The organism is Pseudomonas sp. 39004 (assembly GCF_028682155.1).
Classification (GTDB): Bacteria; Pseudomonadota; Gammaproteobacteria; order Pseudomonadales; family Pseudomonadaceae; genus Aquipseudomonas; species Aquipseudomonas capeferrum.
The window spans coordinates 33,438-58,692 of the sequence record NZ_JANIAG010000010.1 but is presented as its reverse complement, the minus strand read 5'-3'; the positions used below and the strand labels follow the sequence as shown (position 1 = coordinate 58,692).

Below are 25,255 nucleotides of genomic sequence, written 5' to 3'. Positions count from 1 at the left end.
GTCTCCTGTTACTGGGTCAGCGAAGGGTGTCGATCAGACGGTGGAGGTATCGAGTGCGCAGCGTCGTCGTTGTGCCAGACACTGCTCTCGGCCAGATACGGGGTGCGATAGCCACTGCGAACCCCCAAGCGATAGAACGCGAATGCGACAGCGGCCACGACGGCCATGTCCACACCCTCAGGCAAGATGCCAAGCCCACCAAATGCTTCACTGCCGATGCAGGACACCAGCGCCATAGCCGGCAGATAGCCGATCAACCACACTGCGGCACGCACTTCACGAGCAAACCCCGTCCAACCGCTTTTAGCCTGGTAATAGAAGTACAGGGGCAATGCACCGATCACCAACAGGATGACCTGGCCGGTCAATGGCCAGCGCGCCCAGTACAACACCAGCGATGCACAGATGAAGGCAAATGGGGCTATGACGGCCATCCCCTTCAAGCGCAGAGGGCGTTTGACATCGGCTGCATGCACTCGCAAGGACATCACGCTGACCGGGCCTGTCAAAAACGAAATGATCACCGCGACAGAAATCACCGCAGCCAGCGTGCCCCACCCCCGGAAGAAGAACAGGAAGACAAAGCTCACCGCCAGGTTCAGCCACATCGCCTGACGCGGGACGCCATACAGTGGGTGGAGGTTGCCGAACACCTTGGGCAGCGTGTTGTTCTTCTCCATCGCATAGATCATTCGCGCAGTGGTCGCGGTATAGATTGCCCCCGTACCCGATGGGCTCACGAACGCGTCCAGATAAAGCAGCATCGCCAGCCAGTTGAGGTTCAGCGCCAAGGCCAACTGCGCCAACGGCGAGTCAAAGTTCAGGCTGTGCCAGCCCGAAGCAATGCTTTCAGGGCTTACCGCCCCGATGAAGGCCACCTGCAGCAGCACGTAGATGATCAAAGCGATCAGCACCGAGCCGATCAACGCGAATGGGATGCTACGCCCCGGGTTACGGGCCTCCCCGGCGAGGCTGACCGGGCTCTGGAAACCGTTGTAACTGAATACGATGCCGCTGGCGGCAACGGCCGTGAACACGGCTGACCACCCATAGGGGGCGAAACTGGAGACTGAACCGTCACCAAAGTTCTCGCTGTTGAAGCTGGCCATGCTCAACGCCACCGCAGTCAATACAGGCACCACCAGCTTGAACACGGTAATGGCCGTGTTGGTCTTGACGAACAGTTTCACCCCCCAGTAATTGAGGGCGAAATACACCAGTACCAATGCCCCGCTGCCGACCAGCCCTGTGGTGGTCAGTTCACCCTGATGTACCAACGCCCTCGCCCAGGGGAATGGCCAGGAGGCCATGTACTGGACCGAGGCAATCGCTTCGATGGGGATGACTGAAACGATCGAGATCCAGTTTGCCCATGCGGCCATGAAGCCAACCAGCGATCCATGCGAGTACCGTGCGTAGCGCACCATGCCGCCTGACTCCGGGAACATGGCGCCCATTTCGGCATAAGTGAGGGCGATCGCAAGGACCACAACTGCACCAATGACCCATGCCAGGATTGCAGCCGGCCCGGCAATGGCCGAAGCGTGCCAGGCGCCAAACAGCCAGCCTGAGCCGATGATGGAGCCGAGGCCGGTCAGCATCAGCGACCACGGGCTGATGTCTCGTTTTATCGTGTTCATGGAGTCTCCGATTGTTGTTCTTGTGTGGAGCACCCAAGCGCTTGGCCCAAGCCCTTGGGTAAACCTGCCTAGGGCTCAGGCGGCGGGCGCCCAGGCGCTCTGGCGGGCCAGCACCGACTCTGCGCTCTCGCCCAGCAGCTCGGCGTAGACGCCGGGGGCGGTGGCGCCTTCGGTGCTGATCAACAACACCCGAGAATTGGCGTTGATGCCCAGGTCTGTGGCGCGGTCTGCGGCTTCGACCAGGCACTCGAGAGCAGCCAGCCCGGCGACACTGGATTCACCCGCTACCAGTGGAATGTCCCGCGCACTGCCAGCGGCCAGGCGGCGCATGGCTGCGATGGCCTGGTCATCTTCGATGGTCATGAAGTAATCGACACTGGAGGCCAGGAACCGCCAGGCCAACGGCGAGGTTTCGCCACACGCCAGCCCGGCCATCACCGAGTCCACCGAGCCGGTCGCCCGTGCCGGTCTGCCGGCAAGCGCACTTTGGTACAAGCAATCAGCCTGCACGGGCTCAACCATGATGAAGGTAGGCCGGCCTGCCCCGTACTGTTCCCACAGGTAGCTGACGATGCCTGCCGCCAGGCCACCTACCCCGCCTTGCAGAAACACATGGGTGAAAGCAGGTTTTGCCGCACCCGTTGCCGTCGCCTCGACGATTTCCGCCGCGATAGTGCCGTAGCCCTGCATGACATCACGGGGGATCACCTCGTAACCGTCGTAGGAGGTATCAGAAACCACCACCCAGTGGTTGCTGGCGGCCAGGGCAGCAGCGTGCTCGACGGATTGGTCATAGTTGCCGGTGATACGCACGATCTGCGCGCCGTAGGCGGCGATGGCCTGCTCGCGCTCGATACTGACCTGCGCATGCAGCACGATCACGCAGCGGCAACCCATGCTTTGAGCGGCAGCCGCCAGCCCTTTGCCGTGATTGCCATCGGTGGCACTGACCACGGTGAAGTCCGCCAGCACCCCAGCGTATTTGCCGTCCAGCAGCCCATGCGGGTCAAACTGCTGTTCAGGGAAGGTCCGCAAGACCAGCCGCACCAGCGCGATGGGTGCGCCCAAGGCCTTGAAACTGCCCAACACCGAGCGCACGGATTCGTCTTTCACCATAATCTGCGCCACACCAAGCGCACCTGCCAGGTCAGGCAGCGAATACAAGGGTGTTGCCCCCGCATTGAGCTGTGACCAGCGGGACAACCACTGGCGGCTTTCATGGGCCTTGGCGATGCTCATGACCGCTTTGAGCGAGTCCGGGTAAGGCTGGCGGCTGGCCTTGGGGTTGGCGATAAACATGCAGCTCTCCTTTCAACAGGCAACAAGAAGCCCCTACCGCTGTATTCAGGCCTCAGCGGTGTGGGATCGAGAGTAGGAATCAACGAGGGTGCACAAGCAGTGCGCGAGGCCCTGGCCTTGCACCCTGATCACCCTATGGAGAAATTCTATTGAGCTCCCGCGCACTAGAATCTTGATTTTCCGTGAAGATATGAACTTCTATTACGCTTTACATAACTTTACGCCCTTCCCATTACGGATCGTTCCTCATGCCCCTTGATCACTTTGACATGGCCTTGCTCGACGCGGTGCAGCGCGACGCTGGGACGTCACAACTGGACCTTGGCAGCAAGGTCAACCTCTCCTCCGCTGCGGTAAACAGGCGGCTGAAAAAGATGACCGAGGACGGCGTGATTCGCGGCACCGTTGCACAGGTAGATGCGCAGAAGCTTGGCTACACACTCACGGTCATCGCCGAAGTGGAAGTCGAAAACGAGCGGCTGGATTTGCTCGACGACATGAAAAAGACCTTTCTGGCCTGCCCTCAGGTGCAGCAGTGCTTTTATGTCGCCGGCGAGTGCGACTTTGTGCTGATCCTGCTGGTGAGAAATATGGAGCAGTACACGCAGCTCACGCGTGAGCTCTTTTTCCAGAGCAACAACGTGAAGCGGTTCAAGACGCTGGTCTCGATGAGCAATGTGAAGACGGGAGTATTCGTACCTACCGTGAGTTGAGGCGCACACAGGTGCGGCGACTCTCCCACGCACGTACCACCTGTATGTTGTAACAGCATAGTAATGAAAGAATATCGGTATTAGACGGCATAGTGATGCCGTTTTAGTCTTCCCCTCACCCGGCGGAGCCTGGCATGCACACACATGTTCCTGGCCCGCCCCTCCCTGTTGCGCCCTGCCACAAAAATAACTAACAGGCACTCACCGATGCATAACAAACAGGCTAACGCTCGCTGGCTTGCCGGCACCCTTGCGACTTTTTTTTGCCTCTCACCGGTTATGGGCAAGGCCCAGCCAGGCTTGCTCGAAGACAGTTCGCTGACTTTGAACCTGCGCCATTGGTACTCCCATGAGACAGGCCATAAAAACACCTATTTCCTGGCTCCAGATAAAGGAAGCGCGAAGCCGGTCAACGACCGTACGGCTTGGTTGCAAGGCGCCAGACTCGATTTCGTCTCAGGCTATACCCAGGGCCCGGTTGGCCTGGGTATCGACGTCTCGCTGTATGGCGCAGTAGCGCTGGAACGCAGTGGGTTGGCGGCAGCCGGCGGCAGCAGCAGGCTGCTAGTGGAACGCGACGGCGATGTGGTCGACGACTGGGGCAAGGTCGGTATCGCAACGGCCAAACTCAAGGCCGGCCAAACCGTGATCAAGGTCGGCAAGCAACAAGTTCGTACCCCTGTCATGGACTACGCGGACACCCGGACCTTACCTGCGTCGTTCGACGGCGTGTCGCTGGAAAGCCACGACCTCGGCGCACTGACGCTCAAGGCGGGCTACTTCGACCGGGCCACGCCGCGCACCGGCGCAGGCAGCGAAGACCTGACCTCGACCATGACCACGCGCAGGGTTGAAAGCGATTGGGTTGCCTATGCCGGCGGCGATTACAACCTGAACACGGCAGCCACGGCCAGCCTCTATCTCTCCCGCTTCGACGCCATATGGGACCGCGCCTATCTGGGCTTCAACACCCGCCACCCGTGGAACGCTGCCTGGGCTAGCGAAGTGCAGGCCGACCTGTATCACACCCGTTCCAGCGGGCGTGAACTGGCCGGGGCAATCGACCAACAGGTCTATGGCCTGAGCCTGACCCAGCGTTATCTCAACCACTCGGTGAAGTTCGGGCTGCAGCAGGTGGTCGGGGACGAGTACTTCGACTACGTCGGCGAATCCAACGCCATTTCACTGCCCAACACCATGCTCTCTTACTACAACGGGCCCAACGAGCGTTCCTTTCAAGTCAAGTACACCAATGACTTCACCGCCTACGGCGTGCCCGGCCTGAAAACCATCCTCTGGTACATCAAGGGCTGGAACATCGACGGCACCGCTTACGACGGCGGCACCAACGCAGCCTACGGCTGGGCGTCGAGCCAGGACGGCGAAAGCCACTATGAAGTAGGCGCCTTTCTCAACTACGTGGTGCAGTCCGGGCGCATGAAAAACCTCAGCGTCCTCACCGGCAACGCCTGGCATCGCGCCAGCCGCAATCAGATCGAAGGCAATCTCGAAGAGTTCCGCCTCATCGTCAACCTGCCAGTGAAGCTCTTCTGAGCGCTGCAGCAACGCCCCCTTTTAAGGAGAACGACCATGAAACCCTTGTTTGCCGTACTGATCGGCTCGCTGCTAGGCACGCCAAGCGTGCAGGCCTGGGCCAGCGTGCCTGATGACACCTGGGTAAAGCACGCTGCCTTGAAGGTCGAGGACGAGGTCGTGCGGATCCGGCGACAGATTCACCAGCACCCGGAGCTGGGCAACCAGGAGTTCCAAACGGCCCAGTTGGTTGCCGAGCAGCTACGTGAACTGGGCATCGAGGTGCGCACCGGTGTTGCCCGTACCGGAGTGGTCGGTGTGCTCAAGGGCGGTAAGCCTGGGCCGGTCATGGGCCTGCGTGCCGACATGGATGCCTTGCCCGTGCAGGAACAGACCGGCCTGCCGTTCGCCAGCAACACGGTTGCCCAGTACCAGGGTAAATCATCCCCAGTCATGCATGCCTGTGGCCACGATGCCCACACGGCCATGCTGCTGGGGGCGGCACGGTTACTGGCCGAGCATCGCGAGCAGGTGGCCGGGACCGTGGTGTTCATCTTCCAGCCGGCTGAAGAAGGTGGCGCGGACATCGACAATTTCACCCAGGGTGCCGAGGTGGGGGCACGCAAAATGATCGCCGAAGGCGTGCTGAGCGACCCGCCGATCGAGGCGCTGTTCGGCCTGCATGTGGTGGCTGGCATCCCGACAGGTGAGCTGCGCTACCGCCCCGGCGCGACCATGAACAGCGCCGATGGGGTGCGTATATCGCTGCAAGGCGTGCAGGCCCACGGCTCGATGCCGTGGAAGAGCAAGGACCCGATAGTCGCCGCAGCCCAGGTGGTCACCAGCTTGCAAACCCTGGTAAGCCGCCGGGCAGACCTGACCCAAGGCATGGCAGCCGTGACCATCGGCAGCATTCACGGTGGCACTGCGCCGAATGTCATCCCGCAGGACCTGACGATGCTGGGCACTATCCGCACCAGCAACAACGACATCCGCAAGACCGTGCTCGGCGACTTGCCCAACCTGGTGGAGCACATCGCCCTTGCCCACGGGGTGGCCCCCAAGGTGGAGCTGTCGGAATACGCCCCCGTGCTGATGAACGACCCAGCGCTGACCCGGGCAATGATTGCGGCGCTGCAGCGCGCCTCCGATGGCAAGGCAGCGCAGCTGGATTACACGTTCTCCGCCAGCGAGGACTTTGCCCACTATGCCACCCAGGTGCCCAGCCTGTTCGTCCTGCTGGGTGCCACCCCTGCCGGCCAGGACATGAGCAGCGCACCGGTCAACCACAGCCCGTCGTTCACCGTGGATGAAGCCACGCTGAGCACCGGTGTGCGCGCCCATGTCGAGTTTGTCCTGGCCTACCCGGCCTATGCCCAAGCGCACCAGGCCGTGCGTTGAGTTTGTTTGAAGCCCACCCGCTACGCGCGCGCTATCACCCCGGGTGCCGCGCCGCGCAGCTTTGATCAGAGAGATGAACAATGCAAATCTGGAAGTGGAGTGCCACCGAAACGCGTGCACGGATCGCGGCAGGTGAAGTCAGTTGCACAGAAGTCGTGACGCAGCACATCGAACGCTGCGAGGCGATCAACCCCAGCATCAACGCCGTGGTCACACGCAACTACGAACAAAGCCTCGCGCAGGCTCGGCGGATGGACCAGCAGCGCCGCGCCGGTGACACGCTGCCGCCACTGTTCGGCGTACCGGTCACGGTAAAGATCAATGTCGACCAGGCAGGTTACGCCAACTCCGATGGGGTTCGCGCCCTGGCCGCGCAACGCTGCGAACACGACGCACCGGTAGTGGCCAACCTGCGCAAGGACGGGGCGATCATCATTGGCCAGACCAACACGCCGGAGTTCAGCACCCGCTGGTTCACCGACAACCCGCTGCACGGTGCCACCTACAACCCCTGGAACGCGGCGCTGACGCCGGGTGGCTCGTCAGGGGGCGCAGCGGCGGCCGTGGCGTCAGGTATTGGCTGCATCGCCCATGGCAACGATATGGGCGGCTCGCTGCGCTACCCGGCGTACTGTTGTGGCGTGACCACCTTGCGCCCGTCCATGGGCCGCATCGCGAACGGCTCCCCCGCCTGTGAACAGGGCCGCCCGCCGATTTCCCAACTGTTTTCGGTGCAGGGGCCGATCGCACGCAATGTGCAGGACTTGCAACTGGCGTTTGCTTCGATGAGCCAGCCCGCCGCCCTCGACCCGGACTGGCGCGCCGGGCACAACGCCGGGCGCATCGATCGCCCCATGCGCGTGGCCTGCTGCATCGACCCGTTCGACAGCGGTGTCAGCCCGGCGGTGGAACGTGCCATGGCCACCGCATGCCTGGCGCTGACCGAGTCCGGGCACCAGGTAGAACAGGTTCGCCCGCCGCTGGCCCTGGAAGGCGCGATGCTCTGGGGGCGACTGGTCGCCGCCGAATCCACTGCATTGTTCGTAGAGGGTGTCGCACGCCATGGCTCAGCGCAGATCAACGAGGTGGTCAACGGCATGAATGCCCACTTCGGCGCCTCCGATGCCGGTCAGCTGCTGCGCGACTTGCGCCTGCGCAACCTGATCCGTCGCGAATGGAACCTGTGGCTGCAGGCCTACGACGCCGTGCTGATGCCGGTCTCGGCCCAGGCGCCATTCGCGGACAACTACGACCTTGGCGCCCCGGCGCAGCTCGAAGCGCTGCTTGAGGCCCAACGCGCGCTGTACTTGGTCAACCTGCTGGGTTTTCCGGCGGTTGCCGTGCCGACCGACGTGCAGGCGGACGTACCGCAAGGCGTGCAACTGATCGGCGCGCCCCTGGAAGACGAGCGCTGCCTGCAACTGGCAGCAGACATCGAACGCCACTGTGGGGTGTTCACGCCCGCACTGTGGAACAAGCAGCAATCCTTCAGCAACAAGAGCCTTTGACATCATGACCCGATTTATCAGCGTTTCAGACCTCAGCGAGTACTTGTCGGGCCATGGGGTCGATACCCTGCTGCGCCGCCTGACCGACTACATCGAAGATGATTTCCGTCGTTGGCAGGCCTTCGACAAGTCTGCACGGCTGGCCAACCATAGCGATGTCGGCGTCATCGAACTGATGCCCATCGCCGATGCCGGGCGTTATGCCTTCAAGTACGTCAACGGCCACCCTGGCAACATCGAGCACAACTTGTCCACGGTCATGGCCTTCGGCGTGCTGGCCGATGTCGCCACCGGCTACCCGCTGTTGCTCTCGGAACTGACCCTGACCACTGCAATCCGCACCGCTGCCACTTCAGCGCTGGCCGCCAGGTACCTGGCCCGTGACGACTCGAAGGTCATGGCCTTGATCGGCAATGGCTGCCAGAGCGAGTTCCAGGCCATCGCGTTTCACACCCTGCTAGGCATTCAACGGGTGCAGTGTTTCGATGTTGACCCTCGCGCCACGCAAAAGCTGCTGCGTAACCTCAAGGACTATCCAGGCCTTGAGGTGGTGGCCTGTGTATCGGCCAAGGCGGCCGTGCACGGCGCGGATATCATCACCACGGTAACCGCCGACAAATGCCTGGCCACCATCCTCACCTCGGACATGGTGGCGCCAGGCATGCACATCAATGCCGTGGGCGGCGACTGCCCCGGCAAGACCGAACTTGACCCGCACGTGCTGCGCCAAGGCACGGTGTTCGTCGAGTACGAGCAACAGACACGTATCGAAGGCGATATCCAGCAACTGCCCGGTGATTTTCCGGTTACCGAACTGTGGACCCTGATCGCCAATGACCGACACGGTCGCACCAGCAGGGACGAGATCACCGTGTTCGACTCGGTGGGCTTCGCCCTCGAGGACTACTCGGCCCTGCGCCTGCTCTACGAGCTGAGCAGCCAGGAAGGCCTTGGCAGCAGCATCGAACTGGTCCCTGAACTGCCCGACCCCAAGGACCTGTACAGCCTGACCAAAGATGGCCGGGCAACGCGCAGTCTGCGCAAGGTTGCCTGACTTCCGGCACACGTGCGACCGTGGCCGACGTGCCCGGTCGCCGACAATCTGCGCTTTGCCTGCGTCGCCAACAAGAACAACATTTTCCACACAATGGGGCATCCATGAGCAATACGGCTACCTTCAAGCGCAACCTGGGGCTGCTCGACCTGACCCTGATCGGCGTCGGGTCAATGATTGGCTCCAGCTGGCTGTTTTCATCGCTGCTGGCGGTGAAGATCGCCGGCCCGGCCGCCTGGATTTCCTGGCTGATCGCTGCATTCGCCAGTTTCTTCATCGCCATGACCCTGGCCGAACTGGGCAGTGCGCTGCCCAAGACCGGCGGGTTGGTCCGTTACCCGGCCATGACCCACGGGCCTCTGATCGGGTTTATCGTCAGCTTCGCGGCGTTCATCATGTACTCGTGCGTGGCCGGGCTCGAGGCCGTGGCGGTGCGCACCTATGCCAGCGCCTGGCTGCCCGAGCTGGGCGGTGCAGAACCCACCCTGCTCGGCTGGTGGTTCCAAGCCGGTTTGATCGGCGTGTTCTTCCTGATCAACTACTTCGGGGTCAAGTCGTTCGGCAAGGCCAATTCGCTGGTGACCGTCATCAAGCTGGGTGTGCCGGCGGTGGTGATCGTGACCTTGGCCTTGCATTTCGAACCCAGCAATTTCACCGCCCATGCGTTCGCGCCAAACGGCGTCAGCGGTATCACCGCCGCCGTGTCCACTGCGGGGCTGATCTTTGCCTTTGGCGGGTTCCAGAACATCGTGATGTTCAGTGCCGAGGTCAGGAACCCCTCGCGCACCATCACCCTGGCGATCTTCTTCTCGTTGCTGATCACCACACTGGTGTATGTGCTGCTGCAAGTGACCTTCATCGGCGCGGTACCCAGTGCAATGCTGAACCAAGGCTGGGGCGCCCTGCAGATGAGTACGCCGTTCGCCGACCTGGCCAGCATGCTGGGCCTGGCATGGCTGGTCAAAGTGATCATGGCCGATGCCCTGATCTCGCCCGCCGGCACTGGCAACGTGTACCTGGCAGCAACCGCACGGCAGGTGTATGCCTGGGCGCGCAATGGCACATTCTTCAAACGTTTTACCGCACTGGACCCCAACACCGGCGTACCCCGGCTGGCCCTGTGGCTGTCGCTGTTCATGGCGCTGTTCTGGACGTTGCCGTTCCCCTCCTGGGAGGCTTTGGTGCAAGTGAACTCGGCAGCCGGGGTGATGCTGTTCACGCTGTTACCCATCTGCGTGATGACCCTGCGCCTCAACGCGCCTGATCTGCCGAGGCCTTATCGGATCCGCGGCATCGGCCTGATCGCGCCACTGGCATTCGTGAGTGCAACGTTCATCTTCTATTGGGTGGGCTGGAGGACCCTATCGTGGATGCTCGGCGCGTTCCTGCTATTGATGCTGGTCTATTGCCTGGTGGCCCGAGGCAGGCAGGTCGCGGGGGTTGGCTTTGCCCAGCAGTTGCGCTCAAGCGCCTGGATCGTCGCCTACTTCCTGGGCTTGATGCTGATCAGCTGTCTGGGCAACTTCGGTGGCAGCGGGCTCTTGCCGGCACCGTGGGACCAAGCCTTGGTTCTGGTGTTGTCGCTGGCATGCTTCTACTGGGGTGTTGTGTCTGGCATCGCGGGCGCGCCACAGCAGGTGAGGCTGGCCACCGTGCCTGGCGCTTGATCAATGCTTTGCAGAAAGCCTGCCAGCCGCATGGCGATGGCCTCCAGGGCTTGCGGGCAGTAATGCTCAGCGCTCCAACCGGCGTGCAGGTCAATGCCCAGGTAAGGTTGCGCAGCACTGGGTAGTGGGTCGATGACCCGCAGGCTGTGCGCACCGAAGCGCGGCAGGTCGGTCACGATACCAATGCCGCGCCCGGCTGCGCACAGCGCTTGCAACACAGTGGCGTGGCCACATTCGCTTACCCCACGGTAAGCCAGCCCTGCACGAGCCACCGCCAGGTCCAGCTGGATGCGGCTGATGTTCTGGCTGCCGAGCAGCAGCAAGTCGTGTTGCAGCAGCTCGGCCAAGGCTATCTCGCTGCGCCCTTCGAGCGCCCATGGGTGCTCTGCGCAGACATAGGCCCGCAATGGCACCCGCCCCAGATAAAGGCTACGCAAGTCGCTGTCGAGGGCGCTGGGTGTAACCACCATGTCCATGCCTTGATGAAAGCGCTCAAGCAGTTCGGCATGAGGCGCATCCACGGTCAGGATCATCGGGTCGTCCTTGCCCAGCGTGGTGATGAAGGGCGCGATCAACTCACTGATGGTGGCAGGCGTGGCGGCGATGCGCAGGTCGCGCAGTTGGCCGCTGGCCAAGCTTTGCGCGGCAATGCTGATACTGCGCGCCTTCTCCAGCAACTGCCGCGCCAGCGGCACGAGGGTATGGCCCGCAGCAGTCAGGGCCAAGCGGTTGCGATGGTGCCCGAACAGCTGCAGGCCCAGCTCCTGCTCCAGGGTCTGGATCTGACGGCTCAACGCGGGCTGAGCCAGGTGCAGTTTATGGGAGGCCGCGGTCACGGTGCCTAGATCGACCACTGCAAGAAAGCACTCGATCCGCCTGATATTCACTGTGCAGGTACTCTTAGGCCAATGCAGGACGTGCCCGTGAACAGGTCATCACAGCTAAGGAAATCACGGGTTCGCATGGCACGCATCATAACGGGCTTTGCAACATTGCTACAGAGGCTTGCGGATACGCCGACGGCGCTCATGCCCCCATGTGCATCTCGCGAATCAGCTTCTTGTTGATCTTGCCAATGCTGGTCTTGGGGATGTCGGCAACGAAATGCACCTGCCGCGGAATCGCCCACTTGTTGATCTGCCCGCAGTCGACGAACTGCTTCAGGTGCGCCTCGAGCATCGGCTGGTCAAGGCTGCCGCCTGATGCACGCACCACCAGGGCGATAGGCCGCTCGCCCCACTGCTCGTCAGGGATGCCGACCACCGCCACGGCGCTGACCGCCGCATGCTGGCTGATCAGGTTTTCCAGGGTCAACGAGCTGATCCACTCCCCGCCGGTCTTGATCACGTCCTTGATCCGGTCCTTGATCTCCAACACCCCGTGGCGGTCGATCGAGCCCATGTCACCGGTGTGCAGCCAGCCGTCCTGCCACAGTTCGGCGCCTTTGAGCGGCTCGTGCAGGTAGCCCTGGGTCAACCAGGGTGAGCGCACCACGATTTCACCCAGCGACTCACCGTCGTGGGGCATGGCGTAACCCTGGGCATCGATGATGCGCAGGTCGACCATCGCCACGGGGGCGCCGGTTCTGATCCGCTGCGTGACCTGCTCGGCCATGGGCAAGGCCAGGTCGGCTTCGCGCAAGTGGGTCAGGGTCAGCAGCGGGCAGGTCTCGGACATCCCGTAGCCACTGTAGATCAACATGCCACGCTCGCTGGCCTGGCGGGCCAGGCCGTGGGTCAACGCGCTGCCACCGAGCAGGATCTTCCAGCGGCTGAAATCGGTGTGCTGGCCTTGCTCGCAGTCCAGCATCATCTGCAACAGGGTCGGCACGCAGTGGGAGAACGTCACCCCTTCGTCGCGGTACAACCGCACCAGGGTGTTCGGCTCGTAGCGCCCGGGGTACACCTGCTTGACCCCCAGCATCGTGGCCACGTAAGGCACGCCCCATGCGTGCACATGGAACATCGGCGTGATGGGCATGTACACGTCGCTGGACCGTAACAGTGGCTGGCCATCGTAGGCGGCGAAGGTGCCCAGTTCGTTGAGGGTGTGCAGCACCAGCTGGCGGTGGGAGAAGTACACCCCTTTGGGGTTGCCCGTGGTGCCGGTGGTGTAGAACAGCGTCGCCACCGAGTGCTCGTCGAAGTCGTCGAACTCGGCTTCAGGGCTGGCGGCGGCCAGCAGCGCTTCGTACTCGCCCAGCACGGGCAACGAAGTGGCCGGCGCCTGCGCGTCCGTAAGCTGCACGTAGCCGCGCACGGTCCCCAGCTGACCGTGAATCTGCTCCAGCAGCGGCACGAAGTCGTCATGCACCAGCACCAGGTCGTCTTCGGCGTGGTTCATCGTGTAGGCAACCTGCTCGGGGGACAGGCGCACGTTCACCGTGTGCAACACCGCACCCAGCATCGGCACGGCAAAAAAACACTCGAGCGAGCGGTGGCTGTCCCAATCCAGTAGCGCCACGGTATCCCCGGCCTGCACCCCGGCCGCACGCAGCGCATTGGCCAGGCGCCGGACCCGCTGGTCGAGGTCGCGGTAGGTGTAGCGCAGCTTGTCGGCGTAGACGATCTGCTGTTCCGGCTGGTGGCGGACCCCTGACATCAGCAGGCGTTTGATCAGCAGGGGGTAGGCATAGGCACCGGCTGCCGGCGGCATTATTTTTGTCTTGGCCATGTAGGTAGCTTCCAGTTGTTCGTGTTCGGTTCGACTAAAAGGCACTCACGCGCTCATCCGCGTGGGCGCCTGGGGTTGGCACACGCGCTCGTCAGGTGGCGTCGGCGCAGCACACGTCTCGGGCTCGGCGGCAACAAAGCGCTTGTCCGGCAGCAGGAAGTACGACAACGCCGGGATCAGCACCAGGGCACCCAGCATGTTCCACAGGAACATGAAGGTCAGCAGGATGCCCATGTCGGCCTGGAACTTGATCGGCGACCAGGCCCAACCGACCACGCCCGCCGCCAGCGTGATGCCGACCAGGCCGACCACCCGGCCTGTGAAGGCCACGGCGTTCTGGTAGGCCTCGCCCAACGAGCGGCCCTGGCGCTGGTAGTGCAACTGCACGCTGAGCAGGTACAAGGCGTAGTCCACGCCAATCCCGACACCCAGGGCGATGACCGGCAACGTGGCCACTTTCACGCCAATGCCCATCGCCACCATCAAGGCCTCGCACAGCACCGAGGTCAGCACCAGCGGCAACAGCGCCACCAAGGTCGCCCGCCAGCTGCGGAAGGTGATCAGGCAAAACAGCGTGACCGCTAGGTAGACGAACAGCAGCATGGTGCGGTTGGCGTCTCGGACCACGATATTGGTTGCCGCCTCGATGCCGGCGCTACCGGCCGCAAGCATGAACTGGCGCTCTGGGGTGCTGTTTTCGCGGGCAAAGCGGTCGGCGATAGCCACCACATCGTCGAGGGTCTGGGCCTTGTGGTCCTTGAGGTAGGCGATCACCGGCATCAGCGAACAATCGTTGTTGAACAGCTCCGGGGCGTTGACCGACGCTTGTTGGGCGGCATAGTTGAGCATGTCCTGGTTGCGCTGCAGGCTGCTCATCTTCGGGTTGCCCTCGAACGAGCCTGCGGTGATCTGGCGCACGGCGTTGACCAACGAAACGGTGGTCTGCACGCCCGGGTACTGCTGCAGCTCCCAGGCCAGGCGGTCGGCGAGCATCAGCGTCTGGTAGCTCAGGCAGCCTTCCGGTGGGGTCTTGATCATCACCGCAAACAGGTCGCTGGACAGTGCGTAGTGGCGGGTGATGTAGGCGTTGTCGCGGTTGTAGCGCGAGTCGGCGCGCAGCTCCGGCGCGCCGCTGTCGAGGTCACCGATCTTCAGTTGCAGGCTTGCCCAGAAACCAACTGCGCCCATCAGCACGGCCACCAGCACCGCGCCGGTCGCCCACTTGCGCGTGGTGAAGCGGTCGAGCGCATCCCACAGCTTGCCGAAGCCGCGGTGCTCGGCGGCGCGGCGGTCAATGCGCAGGGCACGCTCGGCGGCCTTGCGGCCCACGCCGACATACGACAGCGCCACCGGTATCAACAGCAACGAGGTGAAGATCAGTACCGCAACCCCAATGCTCGCGGTGATCGCCAGGTCCTTGATCACCGGGATGTCGATCAGCATCAGCACGGCAAAGCCCACGGCGTCGGCCAGCAGCGCGGTGACCCCGGCCACGAACAGGCGCCGAAAGGTATAGCGCGCGGCTACTTGCCTGTGCGTGCCGCGGCCGATGTCCTGCATGATGCCGTTCATCTTCTGCGCCGCATGAGAGACGCCGATGGCGAAGATCAGAAACGGCACCAGGATCGAATAAGGGTCGATGGCATACCCCAGCCAGCCGACGATACCCAGTTGCCACACCACCGCCGCCAGCGAACAGCACACCACCAGCAAGGTACTGCGCACACAGCGGGTATACAGGTAGATGATCAGCAGCGAAGTGCCCACCGCCAAGGCGAAGAACATCATCACCTGGACCAGCCCGTCGCTCAGGTCGCCCATCAGCTTGGCAAAACCGATGACCCGCACCTTGTACTTGCCGTGGCCCTCCTCGCCTGCCCTGCGCGCCTTGCTGTCGCCGGCGTACTCGTACTTGTCGCGCAGTTGCTGTTCGAGCATCTGCGAGAACTGCCGGTAGTCGATGCCGCGGCCAGTGGCCAGGTCGTGGTCGAGCAGCGGCACCACCAGCATGCTCGACTTGAAGTCGGTCGCCACCAGGCTGCCGACGATGCCGGCACGGTTGATGTTCTGCCGCAGCTGCTCGATGTCGGCCGGCTTGCCCTGGTAGTCGTCGGGCATCACCGTGCCGCCCTGAAAGCCCTCCTCGGTGACTTCGGTCCAGCGCACACCGGGGCTCCACAACGACTTCATCCAGGCGCGGTCCACGCCCTGGGCGAGAAACAGCTCGTCGTTGATCTGCTTGAGCACATTCAGGTACTCAGGGTCGAAAATGTCGCCCTGGGTGTTCTCCACCACCACCCGCACCGAGTTGCCCAGGCCGCGCAGCGATTTGCGGTTGTCCAGGTAGTTCTGGATGTAGGGTTGGCTCTGCGGGATCATTTTCTCGAAACTGGGCCGCAACTCCAGGCGGGTCAGCGCCAGGTAGCCCAATACCCCCGTGACCAGCACCATGAACAGCATGAACAGCGGGCGGTAGTTGAAGACCATGCGCTCCAGCAGGTTGCCGGAGCGGGGATCGAAATCCTTCAGGTCGCGGATCACCGGCAGGGTGTCTTGCTTGATGTTGGCCATCACGAGTTCTCTTCGAATGCTCAGGGTTGTTATCGGGCCGGCAGCACGCGTACACCGCGTTCACCCACCAGTACGGTGCCGTTGCTGCGGGCCTGCACCGCAGCGGTCACCGGCGCCGGCGGCACCTGCGGCTGCACGGCAAAACTCAGGCCGCCGTCGCGGCTGCGCAGTACCTGGCCGGCCTGGCTGAACAACCAGTAGTCGCCGTTGCTGTCGATGCTGGCAGCCGTGATGCTTTGCGTAACCCCCGTGTTCACCCGGGCCCAGCTCTGCCCGCCGTCACTGCTGCGCGCCACATGGCCACGCAGGCCATACGCAAGCACTTCGCCGGGTTTGCCGAGCACCCCGAACCAGGTCCCCTGGTAGGGGCTGGGCAAGCTGACGAAACGCTGTTGCCCAGCCTGCCACTTGAGCAGCAAGCCCTGTTCACCGGCCACGTACAGCTCATCACCGATTGCATGGATGGCATTGAGGTGCAGGCCTTGCGGGTTGTCGGTGCGGTCCTGCATCGGCACCCAGCTGTTGCCGCCGTCGTCGGTGCGCAGGATCAGGTTGAACACGCCCACTACGTACCCGTGCCGGGCGTCGACGAACCACACGCCAAGCAAGGGTTTGTCGGCGCCCTCCTCCACCAGCCGCCGGCCTTCGGCGGCAAATGCCGGCCATTGGGGGTCGTCCGGATGCGCCTTGGCCAAGGCCTGGTAATGCGCCTCGACCAGCGTGCCGATCTGCCGGCCGTCAAGCTGCCGGGCCCAGCTCGCCCCCCCGTCGCGGCTGTGCAGGACCACGCCATCGTTGCCCACCGCCCAGCCTTCGCGCGCGTTCGCAAAGACCAGGGCGTTGAGGTCGGCACTGACCGGCACACTGGCCTGGTGCCAGTCCTGGCCCTGGTTGTCGGAATACACGATGTGCCCACGCGGCCCCACCGCCACCAGCCGATCCCCCGCCCGCGTCACATCGCGCAGGGGGCTGAGCACCGCCAGCGCGCTCGGCTTGGCCGGCAAGTCCAGCACATCGACATACCCAGCCGCCCGCGCCGGGCCTTGAACGCCAGCCACAGCCATGGCCAACGCCAGCGCCCACGGCGCCCATTTTCTTGAACAAGCCATGCCACATCCTCTGCAGACTCTGCCGGCTGCCCTTCTGGCGCAGCCGGCAGGTTGATCGTCGGGGGTCAGCGAATACCGGCGCCGGCGAGGGCTTCGGGCGACCACTGCGCCTTGGACAGAGGGCTGATGTACTCGATACCACCGTGCGGGCCGATCAGGCCGTTGATGTTGTAGCTGCCGCCGACCAGGTCGTAGACCACATGCGGGTTGTTGTTGGGGATCTGCACGTCGTAGCTCTGCGTGAAGAAGCTGTAGGAGCCGCGATACAACTGGCCTCGGGCGTCGTACTGGTCGGACGCCAGGGCGAACCAGCTGTCCTCGTCCAGGTAGAAGCGGCGTTTGGCATAGATGTGCCGGGCATTGCCCTTGAGGGTGCCCTCGACCACCCAGACCCGGTGCTTCTCCCAGCGCACCTGGTCTGGCGCCAGGTGGTTGGGCGTGGTCAGGCTTTTCGGGTCGTGAATGTAGGTCAACCGGTAGGTGTTGTACGGCACGTACATTTCGCGCTTGCCCACCAGGTGCCAGTCATAGCGGTCCAGCGCACCGTTGAACACATACACATCATCGAAGGTACCGGAGCCGGCCGTACCGGGGTTTGGCGTGTCGTAAGCCAGGTTCGGTGCCAACTTCACCCGGCGCTGGCCCGGCAGGTACTGCCAGGCACGGCGTTCCTGTACCAGTGGGTTGGCGGCATCCTTGAGCATCATCGACTCACCGGCACGGCGTGCCGGGCCTTCGAAGTACAGCTTGGTCTGGAAATAGATGTCCTTGGCTCCGATGACCTTGTTCAGGTCCTCGTAGATCGGGTAGGCGTTGTAGGCCAGGCCCGTGGTGGCCAGGGCTGCCACACCGGCTGCGTCGACGTTCCACGAATCGTACTTGGCCTTCTGCGCTACGCCCTGGTAGCGCAGCAGGTGGTTCCACATGGCTTCGGCGCCCGACTGCGGGATGGGGAACGGCACGCCAGGCAACACATTCTCGATGGCCAGGCCATCCTGCAGCGACTTAGCGTTGGCGGCATTTTTCAGGGTGTTGTCCAGCAGCGCCTTGGGCAATGCCGCCGTACGGTGGCTTGGGTAGACCTCGATGCGGAAGGTGGGGAAGCGCTTGGCCAGCTCCACCGTGGTGGCGGTCAGCGAGCCCTGGTACTGCTCGACGTTCTTGCCATCGATCACCAGCAGTGGCTTTTCCGCCGTGTAGGGGTCAGGCCGCAGGGTATCGCCTTGCTTGAAACCGGCAGGCGGGGTGTTCAGGCCGCCCTCGTAGGGCGGGATGGAGCCGTCGGCGTTGCCCGCCTGGTCGGCCCCCACCACGGTCAGGTCCTTGCCCAGCCGGGCGACGTCCTGGGCCGGTGCGCCCGCGTGGGCATGCCCGGCGAAGATGACCGCCAGCGAGGCGCACAGCAGGCTGTTGAGATGCTTCATCGCGTTTCTCCGCTTGTTGTTGTAGTGGCGTTTCAGAAGGTGGTCTTGAACGACGCGGTGACCATGCCGCGGTCCTTCAACAACGGCGCCAGGCCTGCCTGCGAGGTAATCTGGCCGGGGATGCACTGGTAGCGCCCGTTGGTGCCTGGGGTGTTGTTGTCGGTACCGGTTTCGCAGGTATCGAACTTGCCGAAGGAGTCGACATACTTCAGGTCGAACTTGTACTTCTGGTAGACATCGGCGGCGATGCCCACCGAGTAGCTGCCCGAATCCTCGTTGCCGCCCAGTTGCACGGCAGAGTTGCCCTTGAGGCCGACGTTGTAGGACAGCGGCATGGAGATATCGACCCCAGGCAGCGCCTGGAACCAGGTCGGCGTGAAGTTGACCGCCAGGGTGTAGGCGTTGGTGGTGACCTTGTCGACACCCTCGTAGCTGGAATCACCCTTGAAGGTCTGCTCACCCTTGTCGACGCTGACCAGGTGGGTCATGGCGCCCTCCACCGCCAGCGACGAGGCGTCCCACAGTGGCGTGGCACCGAACGTGACCAGGCCGTTGAGCACCACATGCAAGGTCTTGCCGCGGGCCAGGCCGGTCTCGCCGTTGCCCGGCACCTCGCCGATCAGGTTGGTGCCGCCCGCCGTGCCCGCCAAGGCCTGGTACAGCGGCCCGTTGATGGTGGTGAAGTTGCTGATCAGCGGCATGTTCTCGCGGTAGTTGACGTCCAGCCCGACACTCACCGGCCCGACGTTCTTCGCCAGGCTGATGCCGTAGATATCGATGTCGTCGGCGTAGGCCGCCATATAGGTGGTACCGTCCAGGCTGCCGGTGTGCAGGTTGGGCGCATTGATCAGCACGGCCGGGGTCGGGTCGGAGGTGTTGCGGTAGTAGAAGCCCAGGGTGCCGTCGAGCCATTCCGGGCTCCACTTGGCCATCAGGCCGAAGTCGCCCGCGTTGCGTGGCCGGATGTCATGCCCGCGGGGCGCACCGTAGAACGCACCGGCCCCGCCAACGGCATTGGGCACCGGCAGCCAGAAGATATCGCCACCCTCGCCGAGCATGTCGTAGGCGCCCATGTAGGTACCGCCTTCGGGCAGGCGCGAGTTGTCGAACTCGAGGAAGTACTGCGCCGCCAGCGTCAGCTCGGGGTTGACCGTGAAGCTCAACGACAGCTGCTTGCGCGGCAGGAACAGCTCTTTGGTTTCGGTGCCCGGCACGTTGTACAGCTTGGCCAGGTCCAGTGCCGACTGGCCATAGTTGATGCCGTTGGCGGCGTTGAACAATGTCTCGCCCCAGTACACCGAGTGCCAGCCAAGCTTGCCACTCAACATCGACTCGTCGCCGATCTCGGTGTTGTAGAAGACGAAGGCATCGAGAAACTCGCCGGACGGCCCATTGTAGTAACGGTCGCTGTAACGGCTCAGGCCATGATGACGCGCCGGGCCGCCGGCCAGCACGGTGCCCGCCGGCAAGCCTGCGGCCGGGCGCGCCAGCACCAGGTTGCCGGCATTGCCCTGCTGGCCGGGGAACGGGTTGCTGTTCGAGCCGACGTCGTCATAGGCATGGTCGTACCAGCTGGCGGCGCTGACGCGCATGCCCATGCTGCCCTGATAGACGATATCCAGCTCGGTGAGCAGGTCCAGGCGCTGGGTAACCGCGCTGCCCACACTGAAATTCTTGTCGCCGTCATTGAGGTTGGAGGTGCGGGCGACCTTGGCGTTTTCGCTTTCGACCCGCTGGCCGTAGCTCAGCTTGGCGGTGTTGTCGAAGCGCACGCTCCAGTCGGGGTCGGCGATGTCCAGCTGGAATGCCTGGGCAGCGGGTGCACCGGCGATCAGCAGCAGCGTGACCATGAGGTTACGGCGGGGAAGGCAGAAGAGAACGTTCTTATTGTTGTTCATGCGATGTCTCTGCTTGGGTGAGTCTCTGCTTGGGTGATAGGTGCGCCCTAGTAATCGAGTTGCCGGATCAGGGCCTCGGCGTGGGGCCATGGGCCGTAGCCCGAGGCAGGGTTGAGGTGGCCGACGGCACCGAGCTCGAGCAGCTCGCTGCCCCACTGCGCGGCCATGCCGGCCACTGCGGCGGGGCTGGCCAGGTGGTCATTGCTGCTGGCCGCCAGCAGGCTTGGGAAAGGCAGCGGGCCGCCCGGCAGCGGCGCCCAGCCGTGGGCGCGCAGGCTGTCAGGGCTGGGGTAGCCTTGCGGCCAGTCGCTTTGCAGGTCAGGGGGGGCGGCGAGCAAGGCGCCCTTGATCGGGCGCTGATAACGTGCGGCCCAGTGCACCACCATCAGCACACCGGCACTGTGCGCGACCAGGATCACCGGGCCATCGATTGCGGCCAGTTCACGCTCGATCGCCTCGACCCGCGCCGTGCAACTGAGCCCGTCGGTTGTCAGCGGCGGCACGGCACGCACCTTGGCCAGGCGAGCCTGCAACAGGGTTTGCCAATGTTCTGCCACATGGTCGCGCAGACCGGGAACGATCAGCACGGTAGCGGCGGTTTGCAGTTTTTCCATGTCAGGGCCCTTTGCTCTGGATCACTCGGTCGATTGCCGACTGCTTGAGGGCCAGAGTAAAGCGTCGTTCCGGCACACGCTTTACATTGCGCGTCAGCCATTTTTCAGTTGATGACACAGTTGGCATGGCGGCCCGCACGCCCTTGGTGAGTGGGACCAGCGGTCTGAAAATGGCTTTGCATCCGATGACACAAACGCTATAAGTGACTACCCGCCAGCGCAGCGGGACGCCCATCAAGAACACGTGGAAAACAACAAATATGACCGTGCTCGCCCGTGCTGCTTCGCTGACCAATTACCTGGAAGTCTCCCGCCATCTGGGCCTCAATGGCCATGGGCTGCTGGCCCAGGCTGGCCTCAGCGCTTCATTGCTCGAAGCCCCCGACCAGCGCATTCCAGTCGCTGCTGCGATCAACGTGCTCGAAGAGTCGGCGCGCCTGAGCGGCTGCGAAGCCTTCGGCCTGCGCATGGCCGAACTGCGCCAGTTGTCGGATTTTGGTGAAGTCAGCCTGCTGATCAGCCACCAGCATTCGCTGCGCGATGCGCTGCAGGTGATCGTGCAATATCGCCATGTGCTCAACAATGCCCTGGCGATTCACGTCGAAGAAACCGGCAAGACGGTGATCATTCGCCAGGAAGTCATCACCGAGCAGCCCATGCACAGCCGCCAGGCCATCGAGCTGGCCATCGGTGTCATGCACCGCTTCTGCTCGGCGTTGCTGGGCGCGCACTGGCACCCGGTCAGCGCCAATTTCACTCACGCTGCCCCCGCCGACCTGGCCATCCACCGCCGCATCTTCGGCTGCAAGCTGGAGTTCAACAGCGACTTCAACGGCATCGTCTGTTCCGCCGCCGACCTGGACACGACCAACCCACAGGCCAACGAAGCCATGGCGCGCCTGGCCCAACGCTACGTGTGTGCCCTGCAGGATGACGGCAACCCTTCGCTGGTGCACGAGGTGCGCAAATCGATCTTTCTGCTGATGCCGATGGGCCGCGCCACCATCGAGCACATCGCCCAGACCCAGGGCATGAACGTGCGCACCTTGCAGCGCCGCCTGGAAGAAGATGGCGCCACCTTCAGCGAGCTGGTCAACAGCGTGCGCCGCGACCTGGTGCTGCGCTACCTGGAAAGCCCCGGCTATTCACTGGGGCGTATCGCCGACATGCTTGGCTATTCCATGCACAGTTCATTCACCCGCTGGTTCATCAACCAGTTCGGCCAACCACCGGCCACCTGGCGTGTGCAGCATGACCTGCACACGCCGCACAAACGCGCCCGCAGCGCCGCGCAAGGGCCTGTCACCACGCGCTGAGCGCCTGGTGTATTTGGGGCCACCAGGTGCCTGGCTTGGCATTTTCAGCGCCTATCAGATCGAGCGCCGCCCGCGCGGCGCATCGCGAGCGCAGCTCGCTCCTACATTTGTTTCGGGCCAATTATTCCTGTGCCATGGGCGCGCGATCCCTTTGGCGCCCGCCTGAATATCGCGTCGTGCCGACAAGGCGGTCGCGCGCAAATGCCACAGGCCTCACTGGCCCGAAACAAATGTAGGAGCGAGCTGCGCTCGCGATGCGCCGCGCGGGCGGCGCTCGATCTCCGCCCCACCTCCAAACCCAAGACAGGCACCTAGCCGCCATCATCCTATCTCCCGACAAGCACATACCAGCCGCACTTCCCCAACATTCCGTGAAGAAACCTAAAAAAGCCGAGGCCATCCTGGCCTCCGTCGCCTGGGCAAGCGCCAGGCTGTTCATGACAGGGTCTCCTGGCAGGCCATCACGATGAACACCCGGTCACCCTCCACCTCCACGGGGTAGCTGGCCACCTTGAGCGCCGTGGAATTGAGCAGGTAGCCGCTGGCCAGGTCGAAGCGCAGGCCATGGGCCCGGCACTGGATAACGCCACCGTCCAGCTGGCCGGCACACAGCGACGACCCTTGGTGCGGGCAGTTGTCGTCAATGGCCAGCAAACGCCCGGCGATATTGAACAGCGCCAGGCTTTTGCCTGCATGCTCGAACAACGCGCGCCCGCCGACAGTGGGCACGCGCTGGGCCGGCACCTCGATACGCTGCGTCATGCGCCGGCCCCCGCTGCTGCCGAACGCGACAGCGCCAGCTGCATGGCGTCGAGCAACGCCTCTGGCGGCTGCGCACCGAACACGGGCAGATGATCGTCGAACACGAAACACGGCACACCCCGGCTGGCGATGTTCGCGCTGGCACTGGCAAACGGCCGGCCATCGCCGCGCAGGCTGCCGGCCATCGCGGCAGGCGCAAAACCGCACTGCTCGGCAATACGCAACAGCGTGGCGCGGTCGCCCAGGTCTTCGCCCAGCCGGAAATACGCTGCAAACAGCCGCTCCAGCAGCGCTTCGAGCTGCTGCTCGCTGCCCAGCTCGGCGGCATGCAACAGCAAGCGATGGGCGTCTGCAGTGTTGGGCATGCGCGCAATGCGGTTGAAATCGAGCTGTTCACCTACCGCACTGGCGGCCTCCTGTACCTGGGCCTGGCGTTGGCGCACCGCCTCGTCACTGCCCAGGCGGCGCTGGTAGAACGCGGCGAACGGCTGGCCGGCCACAGGCATGTCGGGCAACAACTGCACGCCCTGCCAAGCCAGGTTGATCACGACCTCGGGCCGCGCTTCGCGCAACTGCGCCAGCGCACGCTGCAATTGCCGCTTGCCGATCAGGCACCACGGGCAGATGAAATCGACGTACACATCAATCGACAATGAAGGGTTCACGTTCGGGCCTCCAGTACAGGCTCGACAGGCGCTGGCATGCTTTCGCCCAGGGCCAGGCGCGCCATGTCACGGTGGTAGTGGCGCTTGGCGTAGAAGAACACCGCCGCGGCGGCGATGCTGATCAACGGCACCAGTTCAAAGGCGGCCTGCAAACCGATCAGGTCGGACACCTTGCCGGTGATCAACGGGCCGGTGGCCAGGCCGAGCAAGTTGTTGCTCAAGGTCAGGGTGGCGAAGGCAGTGCCATGCACCGTGTAGTGGGTCAGGTTGGCGACCATGGCGCTGGACGGGCCATTGGTGCCGGCGGCTATCATCATGCCCAGGCAGATGAGCACCAGCTGCGGCATGCCCGCCGGCAAGGCGAAGGCCACCGACAGCAGCACGCAACTGCCCAGGCAATAGGCGATGGCCAGGCTGATCTTGCGATCAGGGCGGTTGCGCCCCATGCGGTCGCACAGCATGCCGCACAGCACGATGCCCACCCCACTGCACAGCACGATGAGCGCCGCCACCGCGCCGGCCTGGTCGGTGCTCATGGCGTAGTAACGGTTCAGGTAACTGGGGAACCAGACGATCACCGTGCCGCCGACGAACAGCTGCAAGCCGCTGCCCACGTAGGCGCTGATGACCGAACGGCTGGAATACAGCGTGCGCAACGGCCGCAATGCCTTCAGCGCAGCCTTGTCGGCGGCATCGGCCAGGCCCCTCGGGGCAATGCGCGCCTCACGCACGATCAACGGGTAGAGCACCGCCAGGGCCAGGCCAAAGAACGCCATGCCGGCAAACGCCCAGCGCCAGCCCAGGTGCTGGGCCATCACGCCGCCCAACGCCATGCCCAGCACCGAGCCGAACATGCCACCGGCCATGAACGAGCCGGCCAGGGTGGCGCGCATCTCGCGCGGGAACACCGCCACCACCACGGCGATGCCGACGCTGCCGTAAGCGGCCTCGCCGACGCCGACCAGAAAGCGCGCGATGAACATCTGCTGGTAGTTCTCGGCGACAGCGCAGCCCAGCGTGGCCAGGCTCCACATCACCGCCATGAAGGTCAGGCTCTTGATCCGGCCGATGCGGTCGGCGAGCAAGGACAGCGGAAAGGTCAGCAGGCCGACCATCAAGGCAACGATGCCACTGAGCAGGCCGAGCTGGCTGTCGCTGAGCTGCCACTCCTGCTTCAGCAGGGGGAACACGGCATTCAGCACTTGCCGCGACATGTAGTCGGAGATCAACAAACCGAAGGTCAGGGCAAAGACGATCCAGGCGTAGCGCCGGGGGATGCCCAGTGATGTATCAGTGCCGGGTTCTGACGCACTGGCGTGGTAGGTGGCCATGCTGCCTCCTCGGGTATCTGGCTTGGGTTGTTTTTGTTGTTATGGATAACAGCCGATCAGGTTCTACTGGAAGAACA

At 63.5% G+C, this 25,255-nt stretch carries 19 protein-coding genes; 7 read left to right on the top strand and 12 right to left on the bottom strand.

Annotated features, from left to right (window positions below):
• Positions 1-8: 8 nt before the first annotated feature.
• Entirely contained in the window at positions 9-1,640 is a 1,632-nt protein-coding gene (locus NP534_RS03360) for an APC family permease (RefSeq protein WP_274097774.1), read from the bottom strand.
• A gap of 75 nt (positions 1,641-1,715) precedes the next feature.
• Positions 1,716-2,939 carry a diaminopropionate ammonia-lyase gene (locus tag NP534_RS03355; protein WP_274097773.1) on the bottom strand — a complete coding sequence of 408 codons (1,224 nt, stop codon included), beginning with the start codon at positions 2,937-2,939 and terminating at the stop codon, positions 1,716-1,718.
• A 248-nt stretch (positions 2,940-3,187) separates the two neighbouring features.
• On the opposite strand from NP534_RS03355, the gene NP534_RS03350 reads away from it, so the two are divergent.
• The 6 genes from NP534_RS03350 to NP534_RS03325 all read left to right on the top strand — a co-directional run bounded on the left by NP534_RS03350 (position 3,188) and on the right by NP534_RS03325 (position 10,815).
• Positions 3,188-3,652: an Lrp/AsnC family transcriptional regulator gene (locus tag NP534_RS03350; protein WP_274097772.1), complete on the top strand. Its 465-nt coding sequence runs from the start codon at positions 3,188-3,190 to the stop codon at positions 3,650-3,652.
• A 207-nt stretch (positions 3,653-3,859) separates the two neighbouring features.
• Positions 3,860-5,206 (top strand): OprD family outer membrane porin, encoded by a 1,347-nt coding sequence (locus tag NP534_RS03345; RefSeq protein ID WP_274097778.1) that lies wholly within the window; start codon positions 3,860-3,862, stop codon positions 5,204-5,206.
• Between the two features lie 36 nt (positions 5,207-5,242).
• Positions 5,243-6,586: an amidohydrolase gene (locus NP534_RS03340; protein WP_274097771.1), complete on the top strand. Its 1,344-nt coding sequence runs from the start codon at positions 5,243-5,245 to the stop codon at positions 6,584-6,586.
• Positions 6,587-6,666: 80 nt separating this feature from the next.
• A complete protein-coding gene (locus tag NP534_RS03335) occupies positions 6,667-8,094 on the top strand; it encodes an amidase (protein ID WP_274097770.1) in 1,428 nt (475 codons plus the stop codon).
• A gap of 4 nt (positions 8,095-8,098) precedes the next feature.
• Complete coding sequence (locus tag NP534_RS03330) at positions 8,099-9,148, top strand: ornithine cyclodeaminase (RefSeq protein ID WP_274097769.1); 1,050 nt, start codon at positions 8,099-8,101, stop codon at positions 9,146-9,148.
• A gap of 104 nt (positions 9,149-9,252) precedes the next feature.
• A complete protein-coding gene (locus NP534_RS03325) occupies positions 9,253-10,815 on the top strand; it encodes an APC family permease (RefSeq protein WP_274097768.1) in 1,563 nt (520 codons plus the stop codon).
• Here NP534_RS03325 and NP534_RS03320 read toward each other — a convergent pair.
• The 7 genes from NP534_RS03320 to NP534_RS03290 all read right to left on the bottom strand — a co-directional run bounded on the left by NP534_RS03320 (position 10,743) and on the right by NP534_RS03290 (position 21,104).
• The gene (locus tag NP534_RS03320) at positions 10,743-11,702 is read right to left on the bottom strand and encodes a LysR family transcriptional regulator (protein ID WP_274097767.1); all 960 of its coding nucleotides are present in this window, start codon (positions 11,700-11,702) and stop codon (positions 10,743-10,745) included. The two genes, NP534_RS03325 and NP534_RS03320, sit on opposite strands and share 73 nt — an antisense overlap.
• 139 nt (positions 11,703-11,841) lie before the next feature.
• A complete protein-coding gene (locus tag NP534_RS03315; protein WP_047583375.1) occupies positions 11,842-13,488 on the bottom strand; it encodes a fatty acid--CoA ligase in 1,647 nt (548 codons plus the stop codon).
• A 45-nt stretch (positions 13,489-13,533) separates the two neighbouring features.
• Positions 13,534-16,059 carry an efflux RND transporter permease subunit gene (locus tag NP534_RS03310; RefSeq protein ID WP_274097766.1) on the bottom strand — a complete coding sequence of 842 codons (2,526 nt, stop codon included), beginning with the start codon at positions 16,057-16,059 and terminating at the stop codon, positions 13,534-13,536.
• Between the two features lie 29 nt (positions 16,060-16,088).
• The gene (locus NP534_RS03305) at positions 16,089-17,168 is read right to left on the bottom strand and encodes a WD40/YVTN/BNR-like repeat-containing protein (RefSeq protein ID WP_274097765.1); all 1,080 of its coding nucleotides are present in this window, start codon (positions 17,166-17,168) and stop codon (positions 16,089-16,091) included.
• Positions 17,169-17,233: 65 nt separating this feature from the next.
• Positions 17,234-18,592, bottom strand: a complete 1,359-nt coding sequence (locus NP534_RS03300) for a DUF1329 domain-containing protein (RefSeq protein ID WP_274097764.1) — start codon at positions 18,590-18,592, stop codon at positions 17,234-17,236.
• 32 nt (positions 18,593-18,624) lie between these two features.
• A complete protein-coding gene (locus NP534_RS03295; protein ID WP_274097763.1) occupies positions 18,625-20,490 on the bottom strand; it encodes a DUF1302 domain-containing protein in 1,866 nt (621 codons plus the stop codon).
• Between the two features lie 47 nt (positions 20,491-20,537).
• Positions 20,538-21,104 (bottom strand): RBBP9/YdeN family alpha/beta hydrolase, encoded by a 567-nt coding sequence (locus tag NP534_RS03290; protein WP_258713763.1) that lies wholly within the window; start codon positions 21,102-21,104, stop codon positions 20,538-20,540.
• A 260-nt stretch (positions 21,105-21,364) separates the two neighbouring features.
• On the opposite strand from NP534_RS03290, the gene NP534_RS03285 reads away from it, so the two are divergent.
• Positions 21,365-22,420 (top strand): AraC family transcriptional regulator, encoded by a 1,056-nt coding sequence (locus NP534_RS03285; RefSeq protein WP_033698543.1) that lies wholly within the window; start codon positions 21,365-21,367, stop codon positions 22,418-22,420.
• Positions 22,421-22,855: 435 nt separating this feature from the next.
• Here the strand turns inward: NP534_RS03285 and NP534_RS03280 are convergent, their stop codons facing one another.
• From NP534_RS03280 to NP534_RS03270, 3 genes are read right to left on the bottom strand one after another with little or no spacing between them, the layout of a single operon-like run.
• Positions 22,856-23,182 carry a Rieske (2Fe-2S) protein gene (locus tag NP534_RS03280; protein ID WP_033698544.1) on the bottom strand — a complete coding sequence of 109 codons (327 nt, stop codon included), beginning with the start codon at positions 23,180-23,182 and terminating at the stop codon, positions 22,856-22,858.
• Positions 23,179-23,847 carry a DsbA family oxidoreductase gene (locus NP534_RS03275; protein ID WP_274097762.1) on the bottom strand — a complete coding sequence of 223 codons (669 nt, stop codon included), beginning with the start codon at positions 23,845-23,847 and terminating at the stop codon, positions 23,179-23,181. Before NP534_RS03275 ends, NP534_RS03280 begins: the two co-directional genes overlap by 4 nt.
• Entirely contained in the window at positions 23,844-25,178 is a 1,335-nt protein-coding gene (locus NP534_RS03270) for an MFS transporter (RefSeq protein WP_258713765.1), read from the bottom strand. The genes NP534_RS03275 and NP534_RS03270 overlap by 4 nt, the downstream gene beginning before the upstream one ends.
• Between the last annotated feature and the right edge of the window lie 77 nt (positions 25,179-25,255).

Bases quoted from the DNA above. Each gene is read 5' to 3' on its own strand.
- NP534_RS03340 (WP_274097771.1), top strand. From the start codon at position 5,243: ATGAAACCCTTGTTTGCCGTACTGATCGGCTCGCTGCTAGGCACGCCA.
- NP534_RS03310 (WP_274097766.1), bottom strand. From the start codon at position 16,059: ATGGCCAACATCAAGCAAGACACCCTGCCGGTGATCCGCGACCTGAAG.
- NP534_RS03285 (WP_033698543.1), top strand. From the start codon at position 21,365: ATGACCGTGCTCGCCCGTGCTGCTTCGCTGACCAATTACCTGGAAGTC.
- NP534_RS03295 (WP_274097763.1), bottom strand. From the start codon at position 20,490: ATGAACAACAATAAGAACGTTCTCTTCTGCCTTCCCCGCCGTAACCTC.
- NP534_RS03335 (WP_274097770.1), top strand. From the start codon at position 6,667: ATGCAAATCTGGAAGTGGAGTGCCACCGAAACGCGTGCACGGATCGCG.
- NP534_RS03350 (WP_274097772.1), top strand. From the start codon at position 3,188: ATGCCCCTTGATCACTTTGACATGGCCTTGCTCGACGCGGTGCAGCGC.
- NP534_RS03360 (WP_274097774.1), bottom strand. From the start codon at position 1,640: ATGAACACGATAAAACGAGACATCAGCCCGTGGTCGCTGATGCTGACC.
- NP534_RS03300 (WP_274097764.1), bottom strand. From the start codon at position 18,592: ATGAAGCATCTCAACAGCCTGCTGTGCGCCTCGCTGGCGGTCATCTTC.
- NP534_RS03355 (WP_274097773.1), bottom strand. From the start codon at position 2,939: ATGTTTATCGCCAACCCCAAGGCCAGCCGCCAGCCTTACCCGGACTCG.
- NP534_RS03290 (WP_258713763.1), bottom strand. From the start codon at position 21,104: ATGGAAAAACTGCAAACCGCCGCTACCGTGCTGATCGTTCCCGGTCTG.
- NP534_RS03315 (WP_047583375.1), bottom strand. From the start codon at position 13,488: ATGGCCAAGACAAAAATAATGCCGCCGGCAGCCGGTGCCTATGCCTAC.
- NP534_RS03305 (WP_274097765.1), bottom strand. From the start codon at position 17,168: ATGGCTTGTTCAAGAAAATGGGCGCCGTGGGCGCTGGCGTTGGCCATG.
- NP534_RS03345 (WP_274097778.1), top strand. From the start codon at position 3,860: ATGCATAACAAACAGGCTAACGCTCGCTGGCTTGCCGGCACCCTTGCG.
- NP534_RS03280 (WP_033698544.1), bottom strand. From the start codon at position 23,182: ATGACGCAGCGTATCGAGGTGCCGGCCCAGCGCGTGCCCACTGTCGGC.
- NP534_RS03270 (WP_258713765.1), bottom strand. From the start codon at position 25,178: ATGGCCACCTACCACGCCAGTGCGTCAGAACCCGGCACTGATACATCA.
- NP534_RS03325 (WP_274097768.1), top strand. From the start codon at position 9,253: ATGAGCAATACGGCTACCTTCAAGCGCAACCTGGGGCTGCTCGACCTG.
- NP534_RS03330 (WP_274097769.1), top strand. From the start codon at position 8,099: ATGACCCGATTTATCAGCGTTTCAGACCTCAGCGAGTACTTGTCGGGC.